Origin of the sequence: Streptomyces noursei (assembly GCF_001646665.1) — a bacterium.
GTDB lineage: Bacteria > Actinomycetota > Actinomycetes > Streptomycetales > Streptomycetaceae > Streptomyces > Streptomyces lavendulocolor.
In genome coordinates this window covers 163,751-189,731 of sequence record NZ_LWBU01000373.1, presented here as the reverse complement: position 1 = coordinate 189,731, position 25,981 = coordinate 163,751, and the positions used below count along the sequence as shown (strand labels likewise).

Sequence of the window (25,981 nt, the reverse complement as noted above, 5' to 3'; positions counted from 1 at the left end):
GGTGTCACTGCTGTCCCGGATGTCCGCGCCCACGGCCGGCCATGAACTCGCGGGACTGGTGGGCACCCTGCTCTCCGGAGCGGCGGGACCCGCGAAGCTGAACGCCCCGCCGGTCCCGACGGTGCCGACCGGGCCGACCGGGCTGGGAACGGCCGCCGCCCGGCTGTTCACCCGCCGCACCGTGCCGGGCCCCGCCGCGGCCGCGCCCCCCGCGCCGCGCACCCCCGCACGGCCCCGCACGTCCACGGCCGCCTCCACGGCCCCGCCCGCGTCCACGGCCGCGTCCGCGGCGGCGGGGACCGGCGCGCCGGCCAGGCCCCGGCTCTACTGCCCGCCCGCCGTACGCGACGACCCCGCACTGGGAGAGGTGGTCAACGAACGGCTGGTGGCCTGGGCCGAGGAGATCGGGATCTACCCCGGCCGCCTCGACATGGTCCGCTCGGCCGGCTTCGGCCGGCTGATGATGCTGGCCCACCCCGAGACGGACGACCCCGACCGGCTGCTGGCGGCCGCCCGGTGCGCCCTCGCCGAGTGGGCCGTCGACGACCACTACGTCGACGGGGAGGCGGAGGAGGCCCGCCACGACCTGCTCGGCCGGCGGCTGGCGATCGCCCACTCGGTGATCGACCAGGCGCAACTGCCGGCGCGTTACGCGCCCCAGCTGGAGCGCGTCGTCCGGCAGGACCCGGTCGCCATGGCCCTGCGCTCCGCGCTGTCCGGCCTGCACGACCACGCCACCACCACCCAGGTGCGCCGACTCCGCCACGAGCTGGCCATCATGTTCGTGGCGTACGGCCAGGAGGGCGTCTGGCACACCAAGGGCCACCGGCCGCCGGTCTGGGAGTATCTGATGCACCGGCACGAGAACAGCTTCATCCCGTGCATGGTGCTGGTCGACGCCGTCGCGGGCTACGAGGTGCCGATGGCCGAGTTCTCCGATCCGCGGGTGCGCCGGGCGTTCAACCTGGCGGGCACCGCGACCGTGCTGATGAACGACCTGTACTCGATGGGCAAGGAAGACCCCACGGACTTCAGCCTGCCGATGCTGATCGCCGCCGAGGAGCAGTGCCCGATGGAGGTGGCCGTCGAGCTCAGCGTCGAGATCCACGACGAGCTCATGCACACGTTCGAGGCCGAGGCGGCCGCACTCTCCACCACCGGCTCCCCGGAGCTGCGCCGGTTCCTGGCCGGCACCTGGGCGTGGGTGGGCGGCAACCGCGAGTGGCACGCGGGCAGTGCCCGTTACAACGACGCGAACGCCGCCTGACCCCCCGCCCCGACCCCCCACACACATCCCAAGGAGTCCCCCAGCATGACCACGACCACCCCGGCAACCCCCTCCCACGAGGTGCTGCGCACCGACTTCCAGCGGTCCGTCGCCGCGTACTGGAACACCAACCAGCAGGACCCGGTCAACCTGCGGCTCGGCGAGGTCGACGGCCTCTACCACCACCACTACGGACTCGGCGACTACGACCCGGCCGTCCTGGAGGGTCCCGAGGACACCCGCCAGGAGCGCATCGTCCGGGAACTGCACCGCCTGGAGACCGCGCAGGCCGACGTCCTGCTCGACCACCTGGGCCCCGTCACCGCCGAGGACCGGCTGCTCGACGCCGGCTCCGGGCGCGGCGGCACCAGCATCATGGCCAACCAGCGCTTCGGCTGCCACGTCGACGGAGTGTCGATCTCCGAGTACCAGGTCGGTTTCGCCAACACCCAGGCCGAGGAGCGCGGCGTCTCCGACCGCGTGAGGTTCCACTTCCGCAACATGCTGGACACCCGCCTGGAGAGCGGTTCCCGCCGGGCCGCGTGGACCAACGAGACGACGATGTACGTGGACCTCTTCGAGCTGTACGCCGAGATGTCCCGGGTCCTGCGCCGGGGTGGCCGCTACGTCTGCATCACCGGCTGCTACAACGACCTCACGGGCGGTCGTTCCAAGGCCGTCAGCCGTATCGACGAGCACTACACCTGCAACATCCACCCGCGCAGCGAGTACTTCAAGGCCATGGCGGCCAACGGCCTGGTGCCGATCGGCGTCGTGGACCTCACGGCCCGGACGATCCCGTACTGGGAGCTGCGCGCCCGGTCGGCGCTGGCCACGGGCATCGAGGAGCCCTTCCTGACCGCCTACAAGGAGGGCAGCTTCCACTACCTGCTGATCGCGGCGGACCGGGTCTGACGCCCCGGACGGGTCCGGCACGGGTGTGGGAGCGCTCCGAGGCGTACCGTGGGCTGGTAGGCAGCCTGCCGTCGCGCACCCGGAAGGGACGGTGCCTCCCATGCCCCAGGACATGCCCGAGGAATCGCTGCTGCGGGGTCACGAGTCCGGTGCCCACGCCCACGGCCCGTGCCGCGGGGACATCGGACGCCGGGTCGCCGCGCGCCGGGAGCAGCTCGGTCTGAGCCGCGAGGAGGTGGCCGTCCGGGCGGGTTCGGCGCCGGGGTACATCCAGTACCTGGAGGAGCAGCCGGCGACACCGGGGATCGGCTTCCTGCTGCGGCTGGCGGACGCCCTGGAGACCAGTGTCGTGGAGCTGACCGGCGGCACCGCCGACCTGCCGCCCGGCACGGCCCACGCCCCGCTGCACCCCGAGTTCACCGACCTCGATCTCGACGAGTGCCGCACCCTGCTCGGCACGCACGGCGTGGGGCACGTGGCGGTGACGACGCCCGACGGCCCGGCGATCCTCCCGGTGAACTACCTGGTCGCCGACGGCGAGGTCGCCTTCCGGGTGACGCCGGGCACGCTGGCGCCACCGGCCGGGGACGAACGCGTCGCCTTCGAGGTGGACCACATCGACGACGCGCTGTGCCGCGGCTGGAGCGTCCTGGTCGTCGGCGCGCCCCACCCGGTCACCGACCCGGCGGCCGTGCGCGAGCTGGACCGGCAGGCGTACGGGACGCCGTGGGCCGGCGGTGACCGGGCCGGCTGGGTGGCCGTGACGCCGGTCCGGGTCAGCGGGCGGCGGATCGACGTGCCGTACGCCCACGCGTGACGTACCGGCGGGCCCTCACCGCCGGTCCGGCGCGTCCCCGGCGCCCTCGTCGGGGAGCCGCAGCTCGCACACCTCCCCCGGCTGGACCGGGACGGGCGCGCCACCGGCCAGCTCGATGCCGATCGGCTCGCTGCCCGAGCCGGGCACGGCGATGCGCAGGCTGCCGGGCGTCATGCGCAGCCGTACGCCCCAGTGGCCCCGGTAGCGGAGGGTGAAGTCGTACTCGGACAGCTCGGGCAGCGGCACCGGGTCGAGGCGCAGGACCCCGTCGCGGGCCTCCAGGCCGGTCAGGCCACGCTGGACGAGGTCGAGGGTGCCCGCCATTGCGCCCAGGTGGATACCCTCCCCGGTGGTGCCGCCCTGGATGTCGGCGATGTCCCCTTCGAGCGCCTCCTGGCAGAACCGCCACGCCTCGGAGCGCCGCACCCGGGCGAGGACCCAGCCGTGCACCAGGCCGCTGAGCGTCGAGCCGTGGCTGGTGCGGCGCAGGTAGTAGTCGACGGTCCGGTGCCAGGTCGCGTCGTCCAGGTCGTGGCCCAGCCGGCGCAGCAGCGCCCGCAGCTCGGCGGGCGGGAAGAGATAGCCGAGCATGAGGACGTCGGCCTGCTTGGACGCCTGGTAGCGGTTGACGGAGTCGCCCTCCGCCTCAAGGATGCGGTCGAGCCGGCGGATGTCGCCGTACCGCCGCCGCCAGCCCTCCCAGTCGAGTTCCGCCAGGTCGCCGAAGCCCTCGAACTGGCTGATGACGCCGCGGTGGAACGGGACGTGCAGCCGGCGGGAGACGTCCTCCCACAGTTCCAGCTCGGTGTGGTCGAGCTCCGTGCGCTCGGCCAGCTCCCGCCGGCGCGGTTCCGGCAGGTCGCGCACGACCTCCAGGGTGCGGGCGAGCACCCAGGCGGCCGTGACGTTGGTGTACGCGTTGTCGTCGAGGCCCGGCCGGGCGGCGTCCGGGTAGGCGTCGTGGTACTCGTCGGGGCCGAGGACGCCCCGGATGCGGTAGCGGCCGAGGTCCGGGTCCCAGGCGGAGCGGCAGGCCCAGAAGCGGGCGATCTGGAGCAGCATCTCCGCGCCCTTGGTGTGCAGGAACTCGGTGTCGCCGCTGGCCTCGCAGTACTGCCACACGTTGTAGGCGATGGCCGAGCCGACGTGGTGCTGGAGGTGGGAGTGGTCGGGCAGCCAGCGTCCCGAGCGGGGGTTGAGGTGGAGGAGCTGGGTCTCCTCGCGGCCGTCGCTGCCGCTCTGCCAGGGGTACATGGCGCCGGTGCAGCCCGCGTCGCGGGCGGCGAAGCGGGCGCGTTCCAGCCGCCGGTGGCGGTAGGTGAGCAGGGCCCGGGACACCTCGGGGAAGTGCAGGTTGAGGTAGGGCAGGACGAAGAGCTCGTCCCAGAAGATGTGGCCGCGGTAGGCCTCGCCGTGCAGGCCGCGGGCGGGCACGCCGACGTCGAGGTCGGCGGTGTGCGGGGAGAGGGTCTGCAGGACGTGGAACAGGTGCAGGCGCAGGATGCGGCCCGCCTGGTTCGGCACCTCCAGGGCGGCCCGCCGCCACAGCTGCCGCCAGGCGGCGCGGTGGGACAGCAGCAGCGCGTCGAAGCCGGGCGCGCGGCGCACCCGGTCGGCGGCGGCGTGCACGGGGTCGCTGATCGCCGCGTCCCGCGAGGTGTGCAGGGCGACGGTCTTGTCGACGACGACCGGGCTCCCGGGCCTGAGCGCCAGCCGGAGGCGCTGGGCGGCGCGGCGGTCGGTGTGGTGGGCCGTGGGCCGGGCGTCCGCGGCGCCGGTGGTGACCGTGCGGGCGGCCATGCCGACGCGGATGTCGGAGGTGCGGGTGCGGCAGCGCAGCCACACCGTGTCGGCGGCGGCGTCGCCGGTGTGCACATGGGTGAGGTGGCGGGAGGCGAGCTGCCGGTAGCGGGCGACGCCGCCGTTGGTGACGTCGCCGTCGAGCGCGGCCTCGACGTCCAGCGTGCCGGCCCAGTTCTCGGCGGTGAACTCGGTGCGCAGGGCCGCGAGGTGCGGGGAGGCCATGTGGACGACGCGGGTCTGGCGCACGGCGAGGCGGCGGCCGGCGTCGTCCTCGTAGCGGACGAGGCGTTCGAGGGTGCCGGCCCGCAGGTCGAGGGTCTGGCGGTGGTCGGTCAGTTCGTCGCTGTCGGGCCCGAGCCAGGCACCGGTGGTCTCGGAGTCGTCGATGCGGTAGCGCAGCGGCAGCCAGTTCGGCAGGTTGACCATGTCCTCGTTCTCGACCGCGCGGCCGGCCACGTCGGAGGTGAGGCGGTTGTAGCAGCCCGCCACGTACGTCCCGGGGTAGTGGACGGCGTCGGCGGAGCACTCGGGGGCGGCGCCGCGGGTGGCGAAGTAGCCGTTGCCCAGGGTGCACAGCGATTCGCGCAGGCTCTCCCGGGCGGGCTCGTACCCCTCGTACTCCCAGGTCCAGGACGTCACGACGGCACCCCGGCGCCGGGTGCGGCGAGCAGGTCCGCCGGATCGCGCACGACGACGTCGGCGCCGGCCGCGCGCAGGGCGTCCGCCGTGCCGGGGCCGGCCGTGCGGTCGACGCCCACGACCAGGCCGAAGCCGCCGCGCCGTCCGGCCTCGACCCCCGCGAGGGCGTCCTCGACGACCGCGCACCCGGCGGGCGGGACGGCGAGGCGCCGGGCGGCCTCCAGGAAGAGCGCCGGGTCGGGCTTGCCGGGGAGCCCCAGCCGGGCGGCCGCCACGCCGTCGACGCACACGTCGAAGAGGTCCAGCACCCCGGCGGCGGCGAGGACCTCGCGGGCGTGGCGGGAGGCGGAGACGGCGGCCAGCGGGATGCCCGCGTCCCGCAGGGCGGTGAGGAGCCGCACGGTACCGGGGTACGCGCGTACGCCCCGCTCGGCGAGCAGCGCGGTGAACAGCCGTTCCTTCTCGGCGGCCACGGCCTCGACCTCTGCGGGTGCCGGGCGGCCCGGCCCGCGGGCGGTGAGGAAGGCCGCCGCGCCGTCGCGGCGGGACCTGCCGTCGACGTACCGGAGGTAGTCGCCGGTGGCGTCGAAGGGCTCGGGGTCGGCGCCGCCGGCCCGGGCGCGCAGGTGGGCGTCGAAGGCCGCCTTCCAGGCCGCGGCGTGCAACCGGGCCGTGTCGGTGATCACACCGTCGGTGTCGCACACCACCGCGCGCATGGCGCTCAGCCGGTGGGCGGGGGCCTGTGCGGTCATGGGCGGTCCTCCTGGTCGCGCTCCCGGACCTGGCGGGTTCCCGGCTACGGGCGGGGTACGCGGCGGCGCCCGCTTCCGTCACCCGGAAGTGGAACCTCTCCCGTCTCTTGATCCTCTTCCCTGCCGAAGCGCGCGCAGTCAGCCGGACAGGACGAGAGAAGAGGGGGGCCACACCGATGGCGCACCTGCCGTACGGCCCGTGGCCGCCCCTCGCGGAGAGGGACCCATGTTCAGCAAGGCACTCGCGCCGGAGTACCAGGGGGCGCTCAGCGCGCTGTCGGTGAATTCCTCGCTCACGGACGTACTGGCCGCGGCCACCGAGCAGCTGGCCGCCGCCCGGCGGGCGGGGGACGCCCACGAGACGGCGCGCGCCGCGCTCGCCGTGGCGGAGGCGCACCGGAGGCTCGGCGACGTCGAGGCGGCCGACCGGGCGTGGAAGTCGAGCTACCGTACGGCCCGGTCCGCCGGGGACGTACCGGCCATGGCGTGGGCGCTGTGGAGCGGGGGCACCCTGGCCCGGCAGCGGGGCGCGCTCCCGCTCGCCTTCCGTCTGCTGCGGTACGCCGCCGACCTGGGCAAACGGGGCGGTGACGTCGTCGCGCACGGCTATTCGCTGGCCGGGCTCGCGGAGACCGGCCGGATCCAGGGCGACTACGAGGCGGTGGGGGCGCTCCACGACGAGCTGCTGGCGGAGGCGCGCCGGCGGGGCGAGGCGCGGCACACCGTGTGGGCGCTGGAGGGCATCGCGCAGATGCACCGCAACAGCGGCCGGTACGACACGGCGTACGAGCTGTTCGAGGAGGCCGCCGGGATAGCGGCCGCCGCGGACGACCGGCGCGGTCACGCCTGGGCGCTGCGCGGGCTCGCCGACGTCGTGTCCGTGCGCGACGGGGACGCGGCCCGCGCGCTGGAGCTGCTCGGCCGGGCGGAGGCGACCTGCCGCGAGATGGACCTGTCGGGCGCGCTGGCCTACAACCACAAGATGCGGGCGAACGTGCTGTACCGGGCGGGGCGGTACGCGGAGGCGCTGACGACCTACGAGCAGGCGCTGGGCGAGTTCCGGGCGATGGACGAGCCGCGGGGCGAGGCCCTGTCGCGCCTGGGCTGCGTCAAGGCCCGGGCCCGACTCGGCGCGGATCCGGGGCGGACCGCCGCGGAACTGGCGGAGCTGCGGGGCATCCTGGACGGCATGGGCCTGCGTCACGCCCGTGCCATGGTCGACAAGGCCCTCGCCGAGCTCGGCCTGTCCTTCGAGGAGTCCCGCTGATGACACGCCCCCAGAACCGGTCCGTGACGCCGCCCGCGGCCGGCGAGGCGCAGGGCCCGCCGGCGACCGCCGCCGCGGGCGGCCCGGCGGGGCCGGAGCACGCGCGCAGGCGCGACGACCTGCGGGCGCCGGGCGGCACCGTGCACGCGGCTGTGGCCGCGGACGCCGCGACGGGAGCCGGCCGGGACCACCCGGCGGTGGACGACCCGGCCCCGGAGCACCCGGTGCCGGAGCACCCGGTGCCGGACCAACCGGTGCCGGACCAACCGGTGCCGGACGGCGGGGCCCTGGACGGGGCTCCAGGCGGGGCGCCGGGCGGGGACGGAGGTGCCGTGGCGGCGGTGCTCGACCGGTGCCGGGGCATGGTGGAACCGGTGCTGCGGGAACGCGTCGCCGGGATGCACGCGTGGCCGGCGGAGATGGCCGGGTACGCCTTCGGGTGGTGGGAGCACGGGGGCGAACCGCGTGCCGGATCCTCCGGAAAGGGCGTGCGCACGGCGCTGGCGGTCCTGTGCGCCGAGGCGGCGGGGGCACCGGCCGAGGCCGCCGTGGACGGTGCCGTGGCGGTGGAGCTGGTGCACACGTTCACCCTGCTCCACGACGACATCATGGACGGCGACGAGACCCGCAGGCAGCGCCCGGCGGCGTGGAAGGCGTACGGGACGGGACCCGCGGTCCTGGCCGGCGACGCGCTGTTCGCGCTGGCCTTCGAGGTGCTCGCGGGCTCGCCCGGACCGCACGGAGGGGCGGCCGTGCGGCGCCTGTCGGCGGACCTGGGGGACGTGGTGGACGGCCAGGCCGAGGACCTGCTGTTCGAGGGGCGGCCGTGGACCGGCCCCGGTGCGGTCCCGGTGGACGCGTACCTGCGGATGGCCGAGCACAAGACGGGCGCCCTGCTGGGCTGTGCGGCGGCGCTGGGAGCCGTGCTGGCGGGCGCGCCGGGGGCGACGGTGGACGCGCTGACCACGGCGGGGCGGCAGCTGGGCGTGGCCTTCCAGGCGGTCGACGACGTGCTGGGGCTGTGGGGCGACCCGGCGACGACGGGCAAGCCGGTCCACGGCGACCTGCGGCGCCGCAAGAAGACCCTGCCGGTGCTGGCCGCCCTGGCGGCCGGGACACCGGCGTCGGGGCGGCTGGCGGCGCTCCTCTCCGGGCCGGGCCCGCTGGACGGGGACGCGCTGCGGCGGGCGGCCGGGCTGGTCGAGGAGGCGGGGGGCCGGGAGTCGGCCCTGGCGGAGGCCCGCGTCCGCCTGGACCGGGCGCGGGCGTGCCTGCGCGGTGTCCCGCTGGCCCCGGAGCCGGCCGGCCGGCTCCTCGCGCTGCTGCCGTACGTGGTGGGCCGCTCCGTGTGACCCGGGGCGGGCGGGCCGCCGCCGCCGGAGGCGGTCGAGGGCGGGGCGGCGGCCCGCCCCGTACTCGGTGACCGGACCCGTTATGAGGCATTGTCAGGGAATCTGCACACCGAATGTACAGGCGTCACAGGGCCTCCCGCCGGCGGTCATGAACCCGGCCCGGCCATCCGGCCGTTGGTACCGGAATGTACCGTTCCGAAATGCCGGCGGCCGGAGTGGCGGAAAGGGCGGGGCCGCCCGTGTGAAGAAGCTGCCACCAAGCCATGAACCCGTCTGCACATGAAGACGATCGACCACCGCGGAAAAGGCTTTGCGGGCCCGTGACGGATTGGCTGAGCAATACACGCCCGTGCTTTGATCCTTCGCACTGCGCCGGTCGCACAAAGGCCCGCTCCGCAGTCATTTCGAGTTATTCGCGCGAAGGGAACAACATGAACCCGCAGATCCAGACCCAGGAGATCTCCGACGCCGACCTGGACGCCGTCTCCGGTGGCCTGCACAGCGCCGTCGCCGGCGGTGCCGTCGCCAGCGCGACGGCCACCCTCGACTCGGTCGCCCCGGTCTCCACCGTCGCCACCACGGCCGTCGGCGCGGTCGAGTCCTTCGCGGGCCTCAACACCTCGGCCGTCACCGGCCTGGTCGCCGGCCTCTGAGACGGTACGGGTGAGCCCCGGAACCCCATGAGTTCCGGGGCTCGTCGCCCTGTTCGCTTCCGACCCGGACCTGTGCAGTCGAGGTAAGAGTTACGTGCAGTTCCGCCAAAAGGCCCTTTCCAAACTGCAATCGCCCGAGGAAATCGACCTGCCGGTGCGTCTCGCCCGGCCGCAGGGTCTTCTCGTGCTGGCCGTCACCGTCGTCGCCATGGCGGCCGCCGCCGTCTGGGCCGTCACCGGCTCGGTGTCCACCACGCTCACCGCGCCCGGGATCCTCACCCACGGCAAGGGCGGTTACGTCCTCCAGAGCCCCGTCGCCGGCCAGGTCACCGCCGTGCTCGCCGAGGAGGGCGACCACCTCGCCGCCGGCGCGCCGCTGCTGAAGGTCCGCACCGCCCAGGGGCCGGCGGTCGTCCGCGCCGTCGCCGCGGGCCGGGTGACCACCCTCGTCGCGACCATCGGCTCCGTGGTCACCACCGGCGCCGACGTGGCCGCCGTCGAACGCGTCGACGACGAGACCGCCCCCCTCACGGCCACGCTGTACGTCCCCGCCGACCGCGGCGCGCACGTGCCCGTGGGCGCCGCCGTCGACCTGACCGTCCAGTCGGTGCCGACCGCGTCGTACGGCGTCCTGCGCGGCCGGGTCGAGGCCGTCGGACGCACCGCGCAGACCCGCCGCCACATCACCGCGTACCTCGGCAGCAGCCAGCTCGGCGACCAGTTCTCGCGCTCCGGCCAGCCCGTGGCGGTCACGGTCCGGCTGGAGCGGTCCTCCTCGACCCGCAGCGGGTACGCCTGGTCGACGCCGGACGGACCCGCCCACGCCCTCGACTCCATGACCCCGGTGAGCGCCACCGTGCACCTGGCCACGCAGCACCCCGCCGATTGGCTGCTGCCGTGAGCGCGCCGGGCGGCCGCCGCCGCGCCCCCGCACGGACCGCGCCGAGGAGGAAACGGCCCCGGACCGTCCGCACCCCCACCGTGCTGCAGATGGAGGCCGTCGAGTGCGGGGCCGCCTGCCTCGCCATGGTGCTCGCCCACCACGGACGGCACGTGCCGCTGGAGGAGCTGCGCATCGCGTGCGGCGTCTCCCGCGACGGCTCGCGCGCCGCCAACATCCTGAAGGCGGCGCGCGGCTACGGCCTGGAGGCCAAGGGCATGCAGATGGAGCCGGAGGCGCTGGCGGAAGTGCCCGCCCCGGCCATCCTCTTCTGGGAGTTCAACCACTACGTCGTCCACGACGGCCCGGGGCGCCGGTTCGGCCGCCGGGGCGTATGGGTCAACGACCCCGGCAAGGGGCGCCGCCTCGTCCCGCCGGAGGAGTTCGACACCAGCTTCACCGGGGTCGCCCTGGTCTTCGAGCCCGGCCCCCGCTTCCGCAGGGGCGGCCGCAGACCCGGGTTCCTCGGCGCCGTGCCCGCGCGGCTGCGGGGCACGACGGGAACCCTCCTCGCGGCACTGCTCGCCAGCCTGCTGCTCGTCGCGGTGGGCGCGGCCGTGCCCGCGCTGAGCCGTACGTACATCGACATGTTCCTGATCGGCCGCCAGACCTCGGTCCTCGGGCCGCTGTTCGCGGCGATGGCGGTGACGGTCGCCCTGACCGCCGTGCTGACCGGGCTGCAGCAGGCCAACCTGCTGCGCGGACGTCTCATCTCCTCCACCCTCGGCAGCGCCCGCTTCCTGCGGCACCTGATGCGGCTGCCGGTCACGTTCTTCTCGCAGCGCAGCCCCGCGGACCTGGTGCAGCGGCTCCAGTCCAACGACGCGGTGGCCGAGACCCTGGCCCGGGACCTCGCCGCGGCCGGGGTCGACGGCGTCGTGGTCGTCCTCTACGCGCTGCTGCTGTGGACGTACGACCCGCAACTGACCGTCGTGGGCGTGCTCATGGCGCTGCTCAACGTCGTCGCGATGCGGACGGTCATCCGGTTGCGGTCCACGCACACCCAGAAGCTGCGGGCGGACAGCGCCCGGCTGACGAACACCTCCTACACGGGCCTCCAGCTGATCGAGACGATGAAGGCGACCGGCGGCGAGAACGGCTACTTCCGCCGCTGGGCCGGCCAGCACGCCACCACCCTGGAGGTGCAGCAGCGCCTCGGGGTGCCCAGCGCCGCCCTGGCCGTCGTCGCCCCCACCCTGGCCACCCTCAACAGCGCGCTGATCCTGTGGATCGGCGGCCTGCGGGCGGTGGAGGGCCACCTCTCCATCGGCCTGCTCGTCGCCTTCCAGGCACTCGTCACCCGCTTCACCGCGCCCCTCACCCGGCTGAACGGCGTGGCCGGCCGCATCCAGGACTTCGCCGCCGACGTGGCCAGGCTCAAGGACGTGGAGAACTTCCCCGTGGACGCCCTCTACGCGCGCGTGGAGCCGGACACCGGCACCCGCCGCCTCAAGGGCCATGTGGAGCTGGAGGACGTCACCTTCGGCTACAGCCCGCTGGACGCCCCGCTGCTGAGCGGCTTCTCCCTCACGGTGCGTCCCGGCCGGCAGGTCGCGCTGGTCGGCGGCTCCGGGAGCGGCAAGTCGACCGTGTCCCGGCTGCTCGCCGGCCTCTACACCCCCTGGGAGGGGACGATCCGCATCGACGGCCGACGCCTGGAGGACATCCCGCGCGGGGCGCTGGCCGCCTCGGTGTCGTTCGTCGACCAGGACGTGTTCCTCTTCGAGGGGACCGTCCGGGACAACGTCGCCCTGTGGGACCCCTCCATACCGGACGACGCCGTCACCGCCGCCCTCAGGGACGCCGCCGTGTACGACGACGTCGCCCGCCGCCCCGGGGGCATCCACAGCCGCGTCGAACAGGACGGCCGCAACTTCTCGGGCGGCCAGCGCCAGCGCCTGGAGATCGCCCGCGCGCTGGTCCGGCGGCCGAGCGTACTGGTGCTGGACGAGGTGACGAGCGCCCTCGACGCCCGCACCGAGCAGGTCATCATCGACAACCTGCGCCGCCGCGGCTGCGCGTGCGTGGTCATCGCCCACCGGCTGTCCACCGTCCGCGACAGCGACGAGATCGTGGTGCTCGACCACGGCACGGTCGTCGAACGGGGCCGCCACGAGGACCTGCTCGCCGCGCGCGGCGCGTACGCCGAGCTGGTCGAGGAGCGCTGACGTGTCCGTACACCCGCGGTCCGCGCAGCCGGCCACGCACACCGCACCCGTGCACACGGAGCCCGCGCAGGCACCACCCGCGCACCCCGGGACGGGTACCGATCCGGTGGTCCACGCGCTGGGCGCGCTGGGCGGTCCCGTCGCGGGGGCGGGCCTGCGGCACGTGCCGCTGGAGGGACCGCACGTGCTGTGGCTGGTCGTCGCGGGCGGACTCGACCTGTTCGCGGTCGACGCCGCGCAGCAGGGGCACTGGCACTTCCTCGGCCGCCTGGAGGCCGGCAGCCTGCTTCTCGGCCCGGTCCAGGGACCGCAGCACACGCTGGTGGGCCGCCCGACGCAGGACTGCGTGCTGCGCCGGATCGCGCTGCGCGAGCTGTACGCCGGGCCCGACCCGTACGGCGCACACGAACCGTACGGTGCACGCGAACCGTACGAGGCACACGACCAGTACGGCGAACACGACCCGTACGGTGCACACGAACCGTACGGCGGGGCGAGCCCTCTGGAGGAGGCCTTCGCGCTGGGCACCGCGCGCAGTCTGGGCGTGCTGTTCGAGGCGCCGCTCGACGAGGGCCGCGCGCCGGGCGACGGGGCCCCCGCCGCAGACGACATGCTGTGGATGCCGGTCCCGCCCGGCAGCGTCCGGTACGGCGCCGCGTACGCGGCCGTGTACGGCGGGGACGGGGCGGGCGACCTGCTGGTCGACGCGGCGCTGTGGCAGCGGATGGTGAACCAGCAGTACCGGCTGCTGTCCGCCGTGGACCGCTGGATCGAGCGGCTGGAGCGCGCCCACGAGGACCGCGCGGCGGCCGGCCTCAAGGCCGGTGAGGCGGTCCGCGCACGGGCCGACCAGGCGCTGCTGGCGTCGATCGGCCGGCCCGGACGCGGGGCACGGAAGAAGGCGTCCGCGGCGTCGGACGACGCCACGTTCGCGGTGTGCCGGCACGTCGCCCGCGCGGCCGGGATCACGCTGGCCGAGCCGTCGGCGGGCGGGGCTGCCGACGAGCGGACCGGCGCCGTGGAGCGCATCGCGGTCGCCTCCCGGGTCCGTACCCGCGCGGTGCGGCTGGAGGGGCGCTGGTGGCGCACGGACTCCGGGCCGCTGGTGGGGCACTGGGCGAAGTCGGGCGCGCCGGTGGCCCTGCTGTGGCGGCGCGGCCGGTACGAGGCGGTCAACCCGGCGTCGGGGCTGCGGCTGCGGGTCGACGAGGGGAGGGCGGCCGAGCTGGAGCCGCGGGCGGTGATGTTCTACCGGCCGCTGCCGGAGCGGCCGCTGACGCCGGCGCGGCTGCTGCGCTTCGGTCTGCGGGGCGCCGGGGGCGACCTCCGCAACCTGGCGCTCGCGGGGCTGGTGACCGTGGGGCTGGGGGCGCTGGTGCCGGTCGCCACCGGCACGATCCTCGGCGTCTACGTACCGACCGCGCAGACGGGCCCGATCGCGCAGCTGGCGCTGGCCGTGATGGTGGCGGCCGTGGTGTCGGCGGCGTTCATGCTGCTGCAGAACCTGACGGTGCTGCGGATGGAGGGGCGCATCGAGAGCGTCCTCCAGCCTGCCGTGTGGGACCGGCTGCTGCGGCTGCCGACGGCGTTCTTCGCCGCCCGTTCCACCGGGGAGCTGGCGAGCGCCGCCATGGGGATCAGCGCGATCCGGCGCGTCCTGGCCGGCGTCGGGCCGGTGGCCGTGCAGGCGGGCACGGTCGGTGCGGTCAACCTGGTGCTGCTGCTCTGCTACAGCGTCCCGCTGGCGCTGGCGGCCCTGGCCATGCTGCTGGTCGTCGCGGTCGTCTTCCTCGGGCTCGGGCTGTGGCAGGTGCGCTGGCAGCGGCGGCTGGTCGAGCTGAACAACAAGCTGAACAACCAGGCCTTCCAGACCCTGCGGGGGCTGCCGAAACTGCGGGTCGCGGCGGCGGAGAGCTTCGCGTACGCGGCGTGGGCACGGGAGTTCGCCCGCTCCCGCGAACTGCAGCGGAAGGCCGGCGGGATCCGCAACGTCACCACCGTCCTGGACGCGGTGCACCTCCCGCTCTGCTCGCTCATCATGTTCATGCTGCTGGCGGGCCCGGCGCGGGGCAGCATGACGGCCGGCGAGTTCCTGACGTTCAGCACGTCGGTGACGATGCTGCTGGCGTCCGTCACGCAGATCACCGGCGCCCTGGTCTCGGCCGCCGCGGCGCTGCCCCTGTACGAGCAGGTCAAGCCGATCCTGGAGGAGGCCCCGGAGGTCCGCGGCTCCACCACGGCGCCCGGTGTCCTGTCGGGCGCCGTGGAGGCCCGCAACCTCTCCTTCCGGTACTCCGACGACGCGCCCCTGGTCCTGGACGACGTGTCGCTCGACATCCGCCCGGGCGAGTTCGTCGCGGTGGTCGGCCCGAGCGGCTGCGGCAAGTCGACGCTCCTGCGCCTGCTGATCGGCTTCGACCGGCCGGTGTCGGGCAGCGTCCTGTACGACGGGCAGGACCTGACCGCCCTCGACCAGGCGGCGGTGCGCCGCCAGTGCGGTGTCGTCCTGCAGAACGCCCAGCCCCTGACCGGCTCGATCCTGGACTGCATCAGCGGTGCCGAATCGTTCTCGCAGGAGGAGGTGTGGGCGGCGGCCGAGATGGCCGGCCTGGCGGAGGACATCCGGCGGATGCCGATGGGCCTGCACACGATGATCGCCGGCGGCGGGGCGATCTCCGGCGGCCAGCGGCAGCGGCTGATGATCGCCCAGGCCCTGGTGCGCCGCCCCCGGATCCTGTTCCTGGACGAGGCGACGAGCGCGCTGGACAACGCGGCGCAGCGCACCGTCATGGACTCCACTCGCCGGCTCGACGCCACCCGGCTGGTGATCGCCCACCGCCTGTCGACGGTCCTGGACGCCGACCGGGTGATCGTCATGTCGGCGGGCCGCGTCGTCGAGCAGGGTCCGCCCGCCGCGCTCCTGGGCGACCCCCACGGCCACCTGTACGACCTGGTGCGCCGCCAAATGCGCTGACCGGGCCCCCCTCGAAAGGGTGGGATCGACCCTCGGGGGCGCGCCGTTCCCCGCGAATCCGGGAACGGCTCCCTGCGAACCCCGCCCGGACGGACCGGGCGGCGCGTCCACGGAGGATCACATGCTCAGGAAGGCCTTCGCCTGCACGGCCCTCGTCGCCGCTGCCATGGCCCTCGGCACCGTCCCCGCCGCCGCCCACGGCGGCAACGACAAGGACGACGACCACGGCAGCTTCCACGCCTTCGAGTGGGACAAGGGCAAGTTCGCCGCCCTCGAATCGGCCGGCGGCTCCAAGATCGCCGCCGGCGGCTGGAACAAGGGCGGCGCCATCGGCGCCGAGTGGTAAACGGCCCACCCCCGTCGCACGACGGCCGCCGGGACGACAACGTGGTCGTCCCGGCGGCCGCCGCCGTGCGGGCCCGCCGGCGTTTCCCGAGCCCGGGCCCGGAAAACAGAAAAACCCCAGATGGACTGGGGTTTTCAGTGGTGTCCGAGGGGGGACTTGAACCCCCACGCCCGATAAAGGGCACTAGCACCTCAAGCTAGCGCGTCTGCCATTCCGCCACCCGGACAAGGTGTCTGTCGTTTCGCGGGGTGTTCCCCGCGGCGACATGGATAACTCTACCAGGGGTTCGAGGTGCCCTTCACCCGTATATCCCGTGGTCAGGCGGCCGGGGCGGGCCGTCGGGGACGCCGCGCGGCGACACATACGCAGCGTCTCGCCGGGTGCACGCACCGTAGGGATAGCGTGCGGAGGGTGAGCTTTGCGCCGGAGTACCGGAGGCCCCGCACCCTGTCGGCGCTCCGGGAGCATCTGAGGGACACGTTCTGGTTCGCGCCGACCGCGGGGCTGGCGGGTGCGATCGTGCTCTGGATCGCGGCCGCGACGGTCGACGAGGCGATCGTCGACCACCTGCGGGACCGGCGGGCGTACGCGGAGATCGGTGACCTCGCCGCGATTGCCGAGGACGCCAAGACGATCGTGGTCGCGGTCAGCTCGGCCATGATGACCTTCATCGGTGTCGTCTTCAGCATCTCGCTGGTGGCCGTGCAGATGGCCAGCGGGCAGCTGACGCCCCGGGTGGTGCGGATCTTCGTCCGGAGCCGGATCAGCAAGCTGACGCTGACGGTCTTCCTGTCGACGTTCCTGTTCTCGCTGCTCGTCCTGACGTCGTACGAGAGCGCGACGGACCCGGCGCGCGTGACGTCGGTGCCCCTGGTGCAGTCGGTGGTCACGCTGCTGCTGGTGCTGCTGAGCCTGCTGCTGTTCATCGCGTACGTGACGACGACGCTGCGGCTGATGCAGGTGGGGCCGGTGGTGGACCTGATCACCAGGGAGGCGCTGCGGACGCTGGGGCGGCAGCCGGCCGGTGCGGCGGAGGTGGTGGCGCTGCCGCCGGAGTCCGGCCGGGTGGCGCACCGGGGCCGGGCCGGGGTGCTGCGGGACGTGGACGTGGCGCGCCTGGTGCGGCTGGCACGGCGGCAGGACGTGGTGCTGCGGCTGATCCCACGCATCGGGGACTACGTGGTGCCCGGTACTCCGGTGCTGGCCGTGCACGGTGGCCGTGCGCCGCTCCCGGCGGCGCTGCGTTCCGCGGTGTGGGTGGGGGTGGAGCGGACGTCCCACCAGGACGTGTCGTTCGGGCTGCGGCAGCTGGTCGACATCGCGCTGCGGGCCATGTCGTCGGCGGTGAACGACCCGACGACGGCCGTCCAGTGCCTCGACCGGATCGTGCAGTACCTGGCGGCCGTGGCGCCCCGGCCCCTGGGGACCGTGCGGCACCGTGACCGGCGGGGAGCGGTACGGCTGGTCCGGGACGTGCCGGGCTGGGGCGACCTGGTGGACCTCGCCTTCGCCGAGCTGAGGGCCTGCTCGGTGCCGAGCGCCCAGGTGACGCGGCGGATGCTGGCGGCCATCGACGACCTGCTCCTGCTGACCCCGGCGGAACGGCGGGAGCCGCTGCTGCGGCACCGGGCGCTCCTCCGGGGGGCGGGGGGGCGGGGGGTGCCGCAGCCCGCCGACCGGGCGTTCGCGCTGCGGCCCGACCGGCAGGGCATCGGGTAGGTCCTCGGCGTGGGTCCGCTCAGCAGTCCTTCTCGCGCAGCGAGTGGAGGTGCGAGGCGGCCTTGCGGGCGAAGGTGAGGGACTCGGCCGGGTTGTCGTGCTCGGCCTGCCAGTGGTGGTCGCGCCGGCCGCCGTGGGTGCGGCCGACGGCCGAGATGAAGCGCTGGTAGTCGATGTCGCCGTCGCCCACGTCCACCATCCGGTAGCCGTCCCGGGCGGTGTCGTCGCGTTCGCCGTCCTTGACGTGGAAGAGCGGGTAGCGGTCGGGCTGCTCCAGTACGTAGGCGAGGGGGTCGAAGGGGGCGGGCGTGCCGTCGGGACGCCTGCCGAACCGGAACCGGCCGGCATACGCCCAGTAGATGTCCATCTCCAGGTAGACGAGGTCGGGGTCGGTCTCGGCGAGCAGGACGTCGTAGAGGCGGACGTCGGGCCGGTCGGTGGCGAAGGAGAACTCCTCGGCGTGGTTGTGCTGGTAGAACTTCATGCCGCGCTTCCTCGCCTCGGCGCCGTAGTGGTTGAACTCCTCGGCGCAGCGCTTCCAGCCGTCCACGGTGGCGCCGTAGCGCCAGGGGCCGGAGGCGGTGCCGATGTGTTTCAGGCCGAGGGCCTGGGCGTCGTCGAGGACCTTGGTGAGGTTCTGGGCGAAGGTGTACGCGCCGGGGTCGTCGGAGTAGTAGCCGACGTGGCTGCCGATGGCGCGCAGGCCGTGGTCGCGGGTGAGGCGCCTGAGCTGGGCGAGGGTGAGGGGGCCGGCGGAGCCCTGGGAGTAGCCGGCGTACTCGACCTCGTCGTAGCCGAAGCGCCGCAGCTCCTCGAAGACCCTGGCGAAGCCGAGGGTGGAGACCTTGTCGCGCAGGGAGTACAGCTGTATGCCGAGGCGCCCCGGGGGCAGGACGGGGCGTCCCCGGCCGGCGGCCGACGCGGTGCCTGGGACGGGCGCGGTGCCGGCGGCCGACGCGGTGGTCGCGCCGCCGAGCAGGGCGGCGGCGGTGGCGCCGGCGGCGACCCCGAGCATGTTCCGTCTGCTGAGTGTGCGCGCGAGTTCGGGGTCGGTGGTCCTGGGCGTGAGCGGCATGTGGATAACTCCTCGTTGTCGGTGGCTTCTGCTTCACTGGAGGTCGCTGGGGATCAGTGCAGACCGGCGAGTGCGAGCAGCAGCGCTTTCACATCGGTGGCCGCGACGCGGCCCGGGAGTGCGCGGGGGGTGGAGCACACGATGAGCGGACCTTCGTCGTCGCTCGGGGGGAGGCGGCCGTGGCTGCCGCGGACGGGTGAGGGGTCGAGGGGGACGACCGCCATGCGGTAGCGCATGCCGAGCTTCTTGCGGGCGAGTGCCGTGGCCGCCTTGACGCGGACGTAGGGGTCGAGGGGGTCCATGAACAGCTCGACGGGGTCGTAGCCGGGCTTGCGGTGGATCTCGACGAGCCGGGCGAAGTCGGGCGCGCGTGCGTCGTCGAGCCAGTAGTAGTAGGTGAACCAGGCGTCGGGCGCGGCGAGGGCGACGAGTTCTCCCGAGCGGGGGTGGTCCAGTCCGTGGGCCTTCTTGCCCTCGTCGTCGAGGAGCGTGTCGATGCCGGGCAGGTCGGCGAGGGCGGCGCGGGCGGCGGCCAGGTTCTCCGGGTTCTCCGGGTGTCGTACGTAGACGTGGGCGATCTGGTGGTCGGCGACGGCGAACGCCCGGGACGCGGTGGGGTCCAGGTACTCCATGCCGTCCTGGGTGTGGACCTCGAGCAGACCGGCGCGGCGCAGGGCGCGGTTGATGTCGACGTGCCGGTCCACCCGGGTGATGCCGTACTCGGAGAGGGCGACGACGGTGCGGCCTTCCGCTTCGGCGTCGTCGAGGAGGGGGGCCATGACGGAGTCGAGCTCGGTGGCGGCACGGTGGGAGCGGGGGTCGTCGGGGCCGTAGCGCTGGAGGTCGTAGTCGAGGTGCGGCAGGTAGCTCAGGGCGAGGTCGGGGCCGCGGGTGCGCAGGACGTGGCGGGTGGCGTCGACGATCCACCGGCTGGAGGCGATGCCGGCGCCGGGGCCCCAGAAGTGGAAGAGGGGGAAGGTGCCGAGCGTGCCGGTGAGTTCGTCGTGCAGGGCCGGGGGCCGGGTGTAGCAGTCGGGTTCCTTGCGGCCGTCGGCGTAGTAGACGGGGCGGGGGGTGACGGTGATGTCGGTGTCGGCGCCCATGGCGTACCACCAGCAGATGTTGGCGACGGTGTAGCCGGGGTGGGCGCGGCGGGCGGCGTCCCAGAGTTTGTCGCCGCCGACCAGTCCGTTGTGCTGGCGCCACAGCAGGACGTCGCCGAGCTCGCGGAAGTACCAGCCGTTGCCGACGATGCCGTGTCCGGAGGGGAGGGCGCCGGTGAGGAACGTGGACTGGGCGGCGCAGGTGACGGCGGGCAGGACGGTGCCGAGCGGGGCGTGGGAGCCGGACCGCGCCAGGCTCCTGAGGCGGGGCATGTGCTCCAGGAGCCGGGGGGTGAGACCGACGACGTCCAGGACCAGGAGGGGCGTGGGCCGGTTCATGGGAGTTCCTTGAGGCCGAGGTCGGTGAGGAGGTCGCGGGCGAGGGTGAGTTCGGCGGCGATGCCGTCGGCGAGCCGGCCCCGGGTGCGGGGGCGCAGGCCGGGCGGGAGCGCCTGCCAGGTGTAGGTCTCCACTTCGAGGTGGCGGGTGTGCGGGGCGGGGCCGCCGACGAGCCGGTGCAGGGCGTCGCGGAGGACGGGGAGGGTGGAGGTGAGGGGCGCGGCGGGCGGGCGGTGCAGGGGGACGTGGAAGTGGGACCGCCAGGGGCCGCCGTCGGGGAGCACGTCGCCGTGGAGGGCGTCGGGGAGGTCGTCGGTGCCGCGCAGGCCGGCGGCGGTGCTGGTGCGGGTCTGGTGCAGGAAGCGGGGTTCGGCGAAGGCGGCGAGGGCGGCGCGGACTTCGGGGAGGTGGGGGTGTTCGGCGTGGAGGGCGGCGGACAGCTGGACCTTGGGGATGGGGACGCCGGCGGCCACCAGGGCGTCGACGGCGGTGCGGGGGTCCTCGAAGGAGGTGGCGAGGTGACAGGTGTCGACGCAGACGCCGATGCGGGGGCTGGACACCTCGGTGAGCGGGCCGATCGCGTCGGCGGTGGTCTCGATGGTGCAGCCGGGTTCGGGTTCGAGGCCGATGCGGATGGACCGGCCGGTGAGGTCCTCGAGGGCGTCCAGGCGCTCGGCGAGGGTGGTGAGCGCGGTGCGCGCGCGGGCGGCCGCGGCGGTGTCGAAGGGGGTTCGCCAGGCGAGCGGGAGGGTGGAGACCGACCCCTCGGTGACGTCCGCGGGGAGGAGGGCGGCGAGGAGACGGGCCAGGTCGGTGGTGTGGGCCAGCCGCTCGGGGCGGGTCCAGTCGGGCTGGTAGACGCGGTGTTTGACCTCGCCGGTGCCGAAGCCCTCGTAGGGGAAGCCGTTGAGGGTGACGACCTCCAGTCCCCGGCGGTCGAGTTCGGCCTTCAGGCCGCGCAGGGCGGCGGGGTCGGTGGTGAGGGCGTGCGCGGCGGCCCTGGCGAGCCAGAGGCCGATGCCGAGGCGGTCGCGGCCGAGGCGTCTGCGGACCGGTTCGCAGTGGTCGCGGAGCTGGGCGAGGACTCCGTCGAGCGTTTCGGCGGGGTGGACGTTGGTGCAGTAGGCGAGGTGGAGGGTGGAGCCGTCCGGGTGGCGGAAGCGCATCGCCGGCCCTCATTCCCCGCCGCGGAGGACGGAGTTGCCCTCGTGGAGGGCGGCCGGGGAGGGGAGGTCGAGGTGGAGCCGTCCGCTGAGGCCGTAGAAGGCGACGGGGTTGCGCCACAGGACCTGGTCGACGTCGTCGTCGGTGAAGCCGGCGGCGAGCATGGCGTCGCCGACCCGGCGGGTCTTGAGGGGGTCGCTCCTCCCCCAGTCGGCGGCCGAGTTGACCAGGACGCGTTCCGTCCCGTGGCTCCGCAGGACGGCGACCATGCGGTCCTCGTCCATCTTGGTGTCGGGGTAGATGGAGAAGCCGAGCCAGGCGCCGCTGTCGGCGGCTTCCTTCACGGTGGTCTCGTTGAGGTGGTCGAGCAGCACCCGCTCCGGCGGGAGGTGGGACTCGCGGACGACGTCGACGGTGCGGCGCAGCCCGGCGAGCTTGTCGCGGTGGGGGGTGTGGACCAGGGCGGGCAGGCCGTGGTCGACGGCGAGCTGGAGCTGGGCGGCGAGGGCGGTGTCCTCCGCGGGGGTCATGGAGTCGTAGCCGATCTCGCCGACGGCGACCACGGAGTCCTTGACGAGGTAGCGGGGCAGGGCGTCGAGGACGGGGGTGCAGCGGGGGTCGTTGGCCTCCTTGGGGTTGAGGGCCAGCGTGCAGTGGTGGGCGATGCCGTACTGGGCGGCGCGGAAGGGTTCCCAGCCGAGGAGGGAGTCGAAGTAGTCGAAGAAGCTGGCGGGCGCGGTGCGGGGCTGGCCGAGCCAGAAGGAGGGTTCGACGAGGGCGCGGACCCCGGCGTCGTACATGGCCTGGTAGTCGTCCGTGGTGCGGGAGGTCATGTGGATGTGCGGGTCGAAGATGCGCATCAGGACTCCTCCGGGGGGACGGTCAGGGCGAGGACGCGGTGGAGGTCGGCGGGGACGGGGCGCCCGGCGGCGGTGCGTTCGTCGGCGTGGTCGCGGAGCATCCGGGCCAGTTCGGTGTCGTGGCGGGCCCGCCGGGGCAGGTCGGCGACGGTGTCGACGGGGACGCCCGTGAAGAGGCACTTGAGGACGGCGTGGCGCCAGGCGTGCGGGGGGAGGTGGGTGGCCGCGTAGGGGCCGACGGCCGCGGCGAGCAGCCGGGTGTCGTGGGTGCGCAGGGCGTCCTCGACGAGGGGCAGGGCCTCGGGGCCCGGGACGAGCGCGGGGAGGGCGAGCAGGACGGCGCGGCGCTCGGCGGCGGTGCCGTGCCGGTAGAGGCGGGTGAGCGTGTCCGGGTCGGCGCGGGCGGTGCGGAGGAGGAGGGTGCGTACGAAGTCCGCGTGCCGGGGTCCGCAGTGGCGGCCGGCGGCGGCGAACCGCAGTTCCCAGGAGGCCGACACGTAGGGGCTCGTCGGCTCGGGCGGTGCGGCGGCGGCCTGCGCGGCCTCGGCGAGGGCGTCGTGCAGCCAGGCTTCGGCCGCTTCGTGGAGGTGGTCGTCCGGGTCCTCGCGGGTGGCTGTCACGGTGCCGTTGCTCCCTTCGGGCCGGCCGGGTGGCGGAGGAAGTCGATCGACGCGCGGGCGAGTTCGGGGCCCGCGTGGGAGTGGCGGGGCAGTTCGACGACCGTCAGGCCCTGGTATCCGGTGGCGGCCAGGGCCTCCAGGACGGGCGGGAAGTCGATCTCGCCGTCGCCGAACGGCAGGTGTTCGTGGATGCCGCGGCGCATGTCCTCGATCTGTACGTGGCGGAGCCAGGGCGCCGCGTCGCGGACGCAGTCGGCGGGGGCGGCCGGCTCCAGGCACTGGCAGTGTCCGATGTCGAGGGTGAGGCCGAGGAGGTCGGGGCCGGGGTCGCCGAGGTGGCGGCGCAGGTGGTGGAAGTCGGCGAGGGTGGCGAGGAGGTGGCCGGGTTCGGGTTCGACGGCGAGCGGGACACCGGCGGCGGCCGCGTTGTCGAGGACGGGTGCGAGTGATTCCCCGAGCCGTTTCCAGGCGGTGGTGGTGTCGGTGGGCGGGGTGTCGTGGGGGGTGGTGCCGCTGAAGCAGTGCACCGCGTGCGCGCCGAGGTCCGCGGCGACCTGGACGGCGCGTCGCAGGAGGCGGGTGCGGGCGGCCCGGCCGTCGGGGTCGGGGTCGAGGAGGGAGGGGCCGTGTTTGCGGCGCGGGTCGAGGACGTAGCGGGCGCCGGTCTCGACGGTGACGCCCAGGCCGAGGTCGCCGAGGCGGCGGGCGACCCGGGAGGTGCGGGCGGCCAGGTCGGGGGCGAGGGGGTCGAGGTGCATGTGGTCGAGGGTCAGGCCGACGCCGTCGTAGCCGAGGTCGGCGAGGAGGACGAGGGCGTCCTCCAGGCGGAGGTCGGTGAGGCCGTTGGTGCCGTAACCGAAGCGCAGGGCGGGGGCGGCGGGGGTGGTCCGGGGAACGGTGGTGGTTTCGGGGGCCGCCGTTCGGGGGGCGGGGCCGGGGGTGGCGCCGGGACGGGGGGCGGTCATGTGGGGCTCACCTTCCGGGCGAGGGCGCGGGCGAGCGGGGCGAGGCCCATGAGGGCCGGCCCGGTGACCGTGGCTCCGCTGCGGGCGGCGAGCGCGGCCTGGAGGGGGATCATGGCGCGGATGCCGCCGCCGACGGCGCGCCGGGTGAGGGGTGGTGAGGGGTTCAGTGCCGCGTGGAGCAGGGGGACGGCGGCGGTGCGGAAGTAGGCGGCCGCGGTGAGGGTCGCGGTGCGGCGGTGGCCGGTGCCGGCCGTGGCCGGGGCGCGGGACGCCAGGGCGCCGAGGAGGGCGGTGGCCGCGAGCGCCCCGAGGGGGGCGGCCGTCGAGCCGCCGTGGGCCTCGTGGCGGGAGACGGCGGTCACCGCGTAGGTGTGCGCGCCGAGCAGGGCGGCGGACGGCAGGGCGGCCGTCGCCGGGGCGCGGTGGGCGGTCCCGCGCCGGGCGGCGGGTGGCGGGGCCGGGGGGCGCCGGCGCGGCCGGTGGCGGGTGGTGGCGGTGGTGGTGGCCGGCCCAGGGGGCGTACCGCGGGCGGTGGTGGGCCTGCGGGCCGGGGGGCGGGGTGGTGCGCCGGCCGCGGGGGGCCGCGCGGGGGTGCGGGGGTTGGCCGCCGTGGCGGTCGCGCCGAGGAGGAGGTCGAGGGCGCGGGCCGTGGCCATGGCGGCGGGGGCGGCGCGGGTGTGCTTCAGGCGCAGGTCGTAGGCCCAGACGGTGGCGGCCAGGGCGGTCGCGACCGTGAGGGGGCCGCGGCCGGCGCGGGCGGCGAGGGCGAGGCCGGTGGCCGTCAGGGCCGCCGACGCGGCCAGGGCGGCGCGGGGGGTGACGCGGCCCGAGGGGATGGGGCGGTGCGGGCGGTCGACGGCGTCCTCGTCGCGGTCGGCCCAGTCGTTGAGGGCCATGCCCGCCTCGTACAGGCAGAGGGAGGAGCCGATGGCGAGCGCGGTGCGCCGGTTGGGGCGCAGGCCCGCGGCCGAGGCGCCCGCGAGCGCGTCGCCGGGGACCGTGAACAGGGCGGACACCCGCAGGAGTTCGGCCCAGGCCCGTCGGCGTGCCCCGCGCGGCCGGCCGCCGGGGCCGGTCACCGGGCGTCCCGGAGCCGGGCGGCGAAGGCGAGGAGCGCGGCGTACTGGTCGGCGAGGGCCGCCGGTCCGCCGTCGGGGTCCTTGAAGTAGAAGCCGAGCCCGGGCAGCGGCCCGGACAGGCCGGCCTCGTGGGCGCGGGCGACGAGCCGGGCGAGGTCCAGGACGAGAGGCGCGGCCAGGGCCGAGTCGCAGCCCTGCCAGATGGTCTGGAGGACCATCCGGGAGCCGAGGAACCCGTCGAAGGCGATGTGGTCCCAGGCGGTCTTCCAGTCGCCGAGGGCCGGTACGTCGTCGATGTGGACCTCGCCCTGCGGGGTGTGGCCGAGCGTGTCGGTGAGGACCCGTTCCTTGCCCGCGTTCTTCGCGGCCGCCGCGGCCGGGTCGGCCAGGGCCGCTCCGTCGCCGCCGCCCAGGAGGTTGGTGCCCGACCAGGCCCGTACGGACAGGGCGCGCTGCACGAACATCGGGGCGAGCACGGAGCGCAGGAGGGTCTGGCCGGTCTTGCCGTCGCGGCCCGCGTGGGGCAGCCCGCGGGCGGCGAAGGCCTCGGTGAGGGCGGTGGTGCGCAGCCCGGTGGAGGGGGTGAAGTTGACGTAGGGGCAGCCGGCGCGCAGCGCGGCGGCCGCGTAGAGGGAGCTGGGCGCGGGGCGGGGGTCGTCCGGGCCGGGGGCGGATTCGGTGGAGGCGACGTTGATCACGACGGTGCGGGACAGGTGGTGGCGGCGGGTGAAGCCGGTGATGTCGGAGGTGAAGGACGCGATGAGCGCGTCGTCGGTGCGGGTGTCTCCGGCCGAGGGGCCGCCGGGGCGGATCTCGGCGTCCGCGGCGGTGAGTTCACCGCGTACGGCGTCGGCGAGGCCGTGCGGGAGGACCCCCGCCGCGGTGAGTTCCTCCGCCCGCTTGGGCAGGGGGCACGCCGCCGTGTCGTGTCCGCCGAAGACGAGGGAGGTCAGGGCGGGCAGGCCGGACGCGGCGAACGGCGGGGTCTCGGTGACCATGCCCGTCGGGGGCCGCAGTCCGGCGGCGACGGCCGCGCACCCCGCGACGGCGGTGGTGGCGACGGAGCCTCGGGCGCCGACGAACCAGACGCCGACGTCTCCGGCACGACGTTCTTCGAGCATGGCCTGCCTCCCTGGGTGTGGTGCGTCGAAGACGGCGGGCGGG

21 protein-coding genes and 1 tRNA gene are annotated in these 25,981 nt (G+C 74.9%); 11 read left to right on the top strand and 11 right to left on the bottom strand.

The genetic code is table 11. The features are described from left to right. Position 1: 1 nt before the first annotated feature. The 3 genes from A4V12_RS28955 (at position 2) to A4V12_RS28945 (ending at position 2,999) form a co-directional block, all read left to right on the top strand. Positions 2–1,267: a family 2 encapsulin nanocompartment cargo protein terpene cyclase gene (locus A4V12_RS28955; protein ID WP_064072389.1), complete on the top strand. Its 1,266-nt coding sequence runs from the start codon at positions 2–4 to the stop codon at positions 1,265–1,267. A 45-nt stretch (positions 1,268–1,312) separates the two neighbouring features. Then, positions 1,313–2,182, top strand: a complete 870-nt coding sequence (locus A4V12_RS28950; protein WP_064072388.1) for a geranyl diphosphate 2-C-methyltransferase — start codon at positions 1,313–1,315, stop codon at positions 2,180–2,182. A 100-nt stretch (positions 2,183–2,282) separates the two neighbouring features. After that, the gene (locus A4V12_RS28945; RefSeq protein WP_234372365.1) at positions 2,283–2,999 is read left to right on the top strand and encodes a helix-turn-helix domain-containing protein; all 717 of its coding nucleotides are present in this window, start codon (positions 2,283–2,285) and stop codon (positions 2,997–2,999) included. Between the two features lie 15 nt (positions 3,000–3,014). Here A4V12_RS28945 and A4V12_RS28940 read toward each other — a convergent pair whose 3' ends face one another. Both A4V12_RS28940 and A4V12_RS28935 read right to left on the bottom strand, forming a co-directional pair. Next, positions 3,015–5,441: a glycoside hydrolase family 65 protein gene (locus A4V12_RS28940; RefSeq protein ID WP_064072387.1), complete on the bottom strand. Its 2,427-nt coding sequence runs from the start codon at positions 5,439–5,441 to the stop codon at positions 3,015–3,017. Then, positions 5,438–6,193, bottom strand: coding sequence for an HAD family hydrolase (locus A4V12_RS28935; RefSeq protein WP_064072386.1), 756 nt, complete (start codon positions 6,191–6,193; stop codon positions 5,438–5,440). The genes A4V12_RS28940 and A4V12_RS28935 overlap by 4 nt, the downstream gene beginning before the upstream one ends. 226 nt (positions 6,194–6,419) lie before the next feature. Between A4V12_RS28935 and A4V12_RS28930 the strand changes: the two genes are divergently transcribed. From A4V12_RS28930 to A4V12_RS28900, 7 genes are all read left to right on the top strand, one after another. Continuing rightward, positions 6,420–7,460 (top strand): tetratricopeptide repeat protein, encoded by a 1,041-nt coding sequence (locus A4V12_RS28930; RefSeq protein ID WP_064072385.1) that lies wholly within the window; start codon positions 6,420–6,422, stop codon positions 7,458–7,460. Positions 7,461–7,822: 362 nt separating this feature from the next. Next, the gene (locus A4V12_RS28925) at positions 7,823–8,812 is read left to right on the top strand and encodes a polyprenyl synthetase family protein (RefSeq protein ID WP_064072484.1); all 990 of its coding nucleotides are present in this window, start codon (positions 7,823–7,825) and stop codon (positions 8,810–8,812) included. A 431-nt stretch (positions 8,813–9,243) separates the two neighbouring features. After that, positions 9,244–9,465 carry a hypothetical protein gene (locus A4V12_RS28920; protein ID WP_064072384.1) on the top strand — a complete coding sequence of 74 codons (222 nt, stop codon included), beginning with the start codon at positions 9,244–9,246 and terminating at the stop codon, positions 9,463–9,465. 94 nt (positions 9,466–9,559) lie between these two features. After that, a complete protein-coding gene (locus A4V12_RS28915) occupies positions 9,560–10,366 on the top strand; it encodes an HlyD family efflux transporter periplasmic adaptor subunit (protein WP_064072383.1) in 807 nt (268 codons plus the stop codon). Positions 10,367–10,446: 80 nt separating this feature from the next. Then, complete coding sequence (locus A4V12_RS28910; protein WP_423564019.1) at positions 10,447–12,573, top strand: NHLP family bacteriocin export ABC transporter peptidase/permease/ATPase subunit; 2,127 nt, start codon at positions 10,447–10,449, stop codon at positions 12,571–12,573. 49 nt (positions 12,574–12,622) lie between these two features. Next, complete coding sequence (locus tag A4V12_RS28905; protein WP_064072482.1) at positions 12,623–15,547, top strand: NHLP bacteriocin export ABC transporter permease/ATPase subunit; 2,925 nt, start codon at positions 12,623–12,625, stop codon at positions 15,545–15,547. 121 nt (positions 15,548–15,668) lie between these two features. Next, positions 15,669–15,893 (top strand): hypothetical protein, encoded by a 225-nt coding sequence (locus A4V12_RS28900; protein WP_064072382.1) that lies wholly within the window; start codon positions 15,669–15,671, stop codon positions 15,891–15,893. A 138-nt stretch (positions 15,894–16,031) separates the two neighbouring features. On the opposite strand, the gene A4V12_RS28895 is transcribed toward A4V12_RS28900, so the two are convergent. Beyond that, a tRNA-Leu gene (locus A4V12_RS28895) sits at positions 16,032–16,119 on the bottom strand. Between the two features lie 185 nt (positions 16,120–16,304). Here A4V12_RS28895 and A4V12_RS28890 point away from each other — a divergent pair. Next, positions 16,305–17,612 carry a DUF2254 domain-containing protein gene (locus A4V12_RS28890; protein ID WP_064072381.1) on the top strand — a complete coding sequence of 436 codons (1,308 nt, stop codon included), beginning with the start codon at positions 16,305–16,307 and terminating at the stop codon, positions 17,610–17,612. A 19-nt stretch (positions 17,613–17,631) separates the two neighbouring features. Here the strand turns inward: A4V12_RS28890 and A4V12_RS28885 are convergent, their stop codons facing one another. From A4V12_RS28885 to A4V12_RS28850, 8 genes are read right to left on the bottom strand one after another with little or no spacing between them, the layout of a single operon-like run. Further along, complete coding sequence (locus A4V12_RS28885; protein ID WP_064072380.1) at positions 17,632–18,687, bottom strand: sugar phosphate isomerase/epimerase family protein; 1,056 nt, start codon at positions 18,685–18,687, stop codon at positions 17,632–17,634. Between the two features lie 53 nt (positions 18,688–18,740). Then, positions 18,741–20,129 (bottom strand): nucleotide pyrophosphatase/phosphodiesterase family protein, encoded by a 1,389-nt coding sequence (locus A4V12_RS28880; RefSeq protein WP_064072379.1) that lies wholly within the window; start codon positions 20,127–20,129, stop codon positions 18,741–18,743. Beyond that, on the bottom strand, positions 20,126–21,295 hold the full coding sequence (gene eboE, locus A4V12_RS28875; RefSeq protein WP_064072378.1) for a metabolite traffic protein EboE: 1,170 nt from the start codon (positions 21,293–21,295) through the stop codon (positions 20,126–20,128). Before eboE ends, A4V12_RS28880 begins: the two co-directional genes overlap by 4 nt. Before the next feature lie 9 nt (positions 21,296–21,304). Next, positions 21,305–22,153 (bottom strand): TatD family hydrolase, encoded by an 849-nt coding sequence (locus A4V12_RS28870; RefSeq protein ID WP_064072377.1) that lies wholly within the window; start codon positions 22,151–22,153, stop codon positions 21,305–21,307. After that, the gene (locus A4V12_RS28865) at positions 22,153–22,773 is read right to left on the bottom strand and encodes an EboA domain-containing protein (protein WP_064072376.1); all 621 of its coding nucleotides are present in this window, start codon (positions 22,771–22,773) and stop codon (positions 22,153–22,155) included. Before A4V12_RS28865 ends, A4V12_RS28870 begins: the two co-directional genes overlap by 1 nt. Further along, a complete protein-coding gene (locus A4V12_RS28860) occupies positions 22,770–23,738 on the bottom strand; it encodes a sugar phosphate isomerase/epimerase family protein (protein ID WP_079137413.1) in 969 nt (322 codons plus the stop codon). Before A4V12_RS28860 ends, A4V12_RS28865 begins: the two co-directional genes overlap by 4 nt. Beyond that, complete coding sequence (locus A4V12_RS28855) at positions 23,735–24,817, bottom strand: SCO3242 family prenyltransferase (protein WP_064072375.1); 1,083 nt, start codon at positions 24,815–24,817, stop codon at positions 23,735–23,737. The genes A4V12_RS28860 and A4V12_RS28855 overlap by 4 nt, the downstream gene beginning before the upstream one ends. After that, positions 24,814–25,938, bottom strand: a complete 1,125-nt coding sequence (locus tag A4V12_RS28850) for an inositol-3-phosphate synthase (protein WP_064072374.1) — start codon at positions 25,936–25,938, stop codon at positions 24,814–24,816. Before A4V12_RS28850 ends, A4V12_RS28855 begins: the two co-directional genes overlap by 4 nt. Positions 25,939–25,981 lie beyond the last annotated feature (43 nt).

Excerpts from the sequence above, each read along its gene's own strand:
- A4V12_RS28950 (WP_064072388.1), top strand. The coding sequence starts at position 1,313 with ATGACCACGACCACCCCGGCAACCCCCTCCCACGAGGTGCTGCGCACC.
- A4V12_RS28945 (WP_234372365.1), top strand. The coding sequence starts at position 2,283 with ATGCCCCAGGACATGCCCGAGGAATCGCTGCTGCGGGGTCACGAGTCC.
- A4V12_RS28935 (WP_064072386.1), bottom strand. The coding sequence starts at position 6,193 with ATGACCGCACAGGCCCCCGCCCACCGGCTGAGCGCCATGCGCGCGGTG.
- A4V12_RS28930 (WP_064072385.1), top strand. The coding sequence starts at position 6,420 with ATGTTCAGCAAGGCACTCGCGCCGGAGTACCAGGGGGCGCTCAGCGCG.
- A4V12_RS28925 (WP_064072484.1), top strand. The coding sequence starts at position 7,823 with ATGGTGGAACCGGTGCTGCGGGAACGCGTCGCCGGGATGCACGCGTGG.
- A4V12_RS28920 (WP_064072384.1), top strand. The coding sequence starts at position 9,244 with ATGAACCCGCAGATCCAGACCCAGGAGATCTCCGACGCCGACCTGGAC.
- A4V12_RS28900 (WP_064072382.1), top strand. The coding sequence starts at position 15,669 with ATGCTCAGGAAGGCCTTCGCCTGCACGGCCCTCGTCGCCGCTGCCATG.
- A4V12_RS28885 (WP_064072380.1), bottom strand. The coding sequence starts at position 18,687 with ATGCCGCTCACGCCCAGGACCACCGACCCCGAACTCGCGCGCACACTC.
- A4V12_RS28880 (WP_064072379.1), bottom strand. The coding sequence starts at position 20,129 with ATGAACCGGCCCACGCCCCTCCTGGTCCTGGACGTCGTCGGTCTCACC.
- eboE (WP_064072378.1), bottom strand. The coding sequence starts at position 21,295 with ATGCGCTTCCGCCACCCGGACGGCTCCACCCTCCACCTCGCCTACTGC.
- A4V12_RS28870 (WP_064072377.1), bottom strand. The coding sequence starts at position 22,153 with ATGCGCATCTTCGACCCGCACATCCACATGACCTCCCGCACCACGGAC.
- A4V12_RS28860 (WP_079137413.1), bottom strand. The coding sequence starts at position 23,738 with ATGACCGCCCCCCGTCCCGGCGCCACCCCCGGCCCCGCCCCCCGAACG.
- A4V12_RS28850 (WP_064072374.1), bottom strand. The coding sequence starts at position 25,938 with ATGCTCGAAGAACGTCGTGCCGGAGACGTCGGCGTCTGGTTCGTCGGC.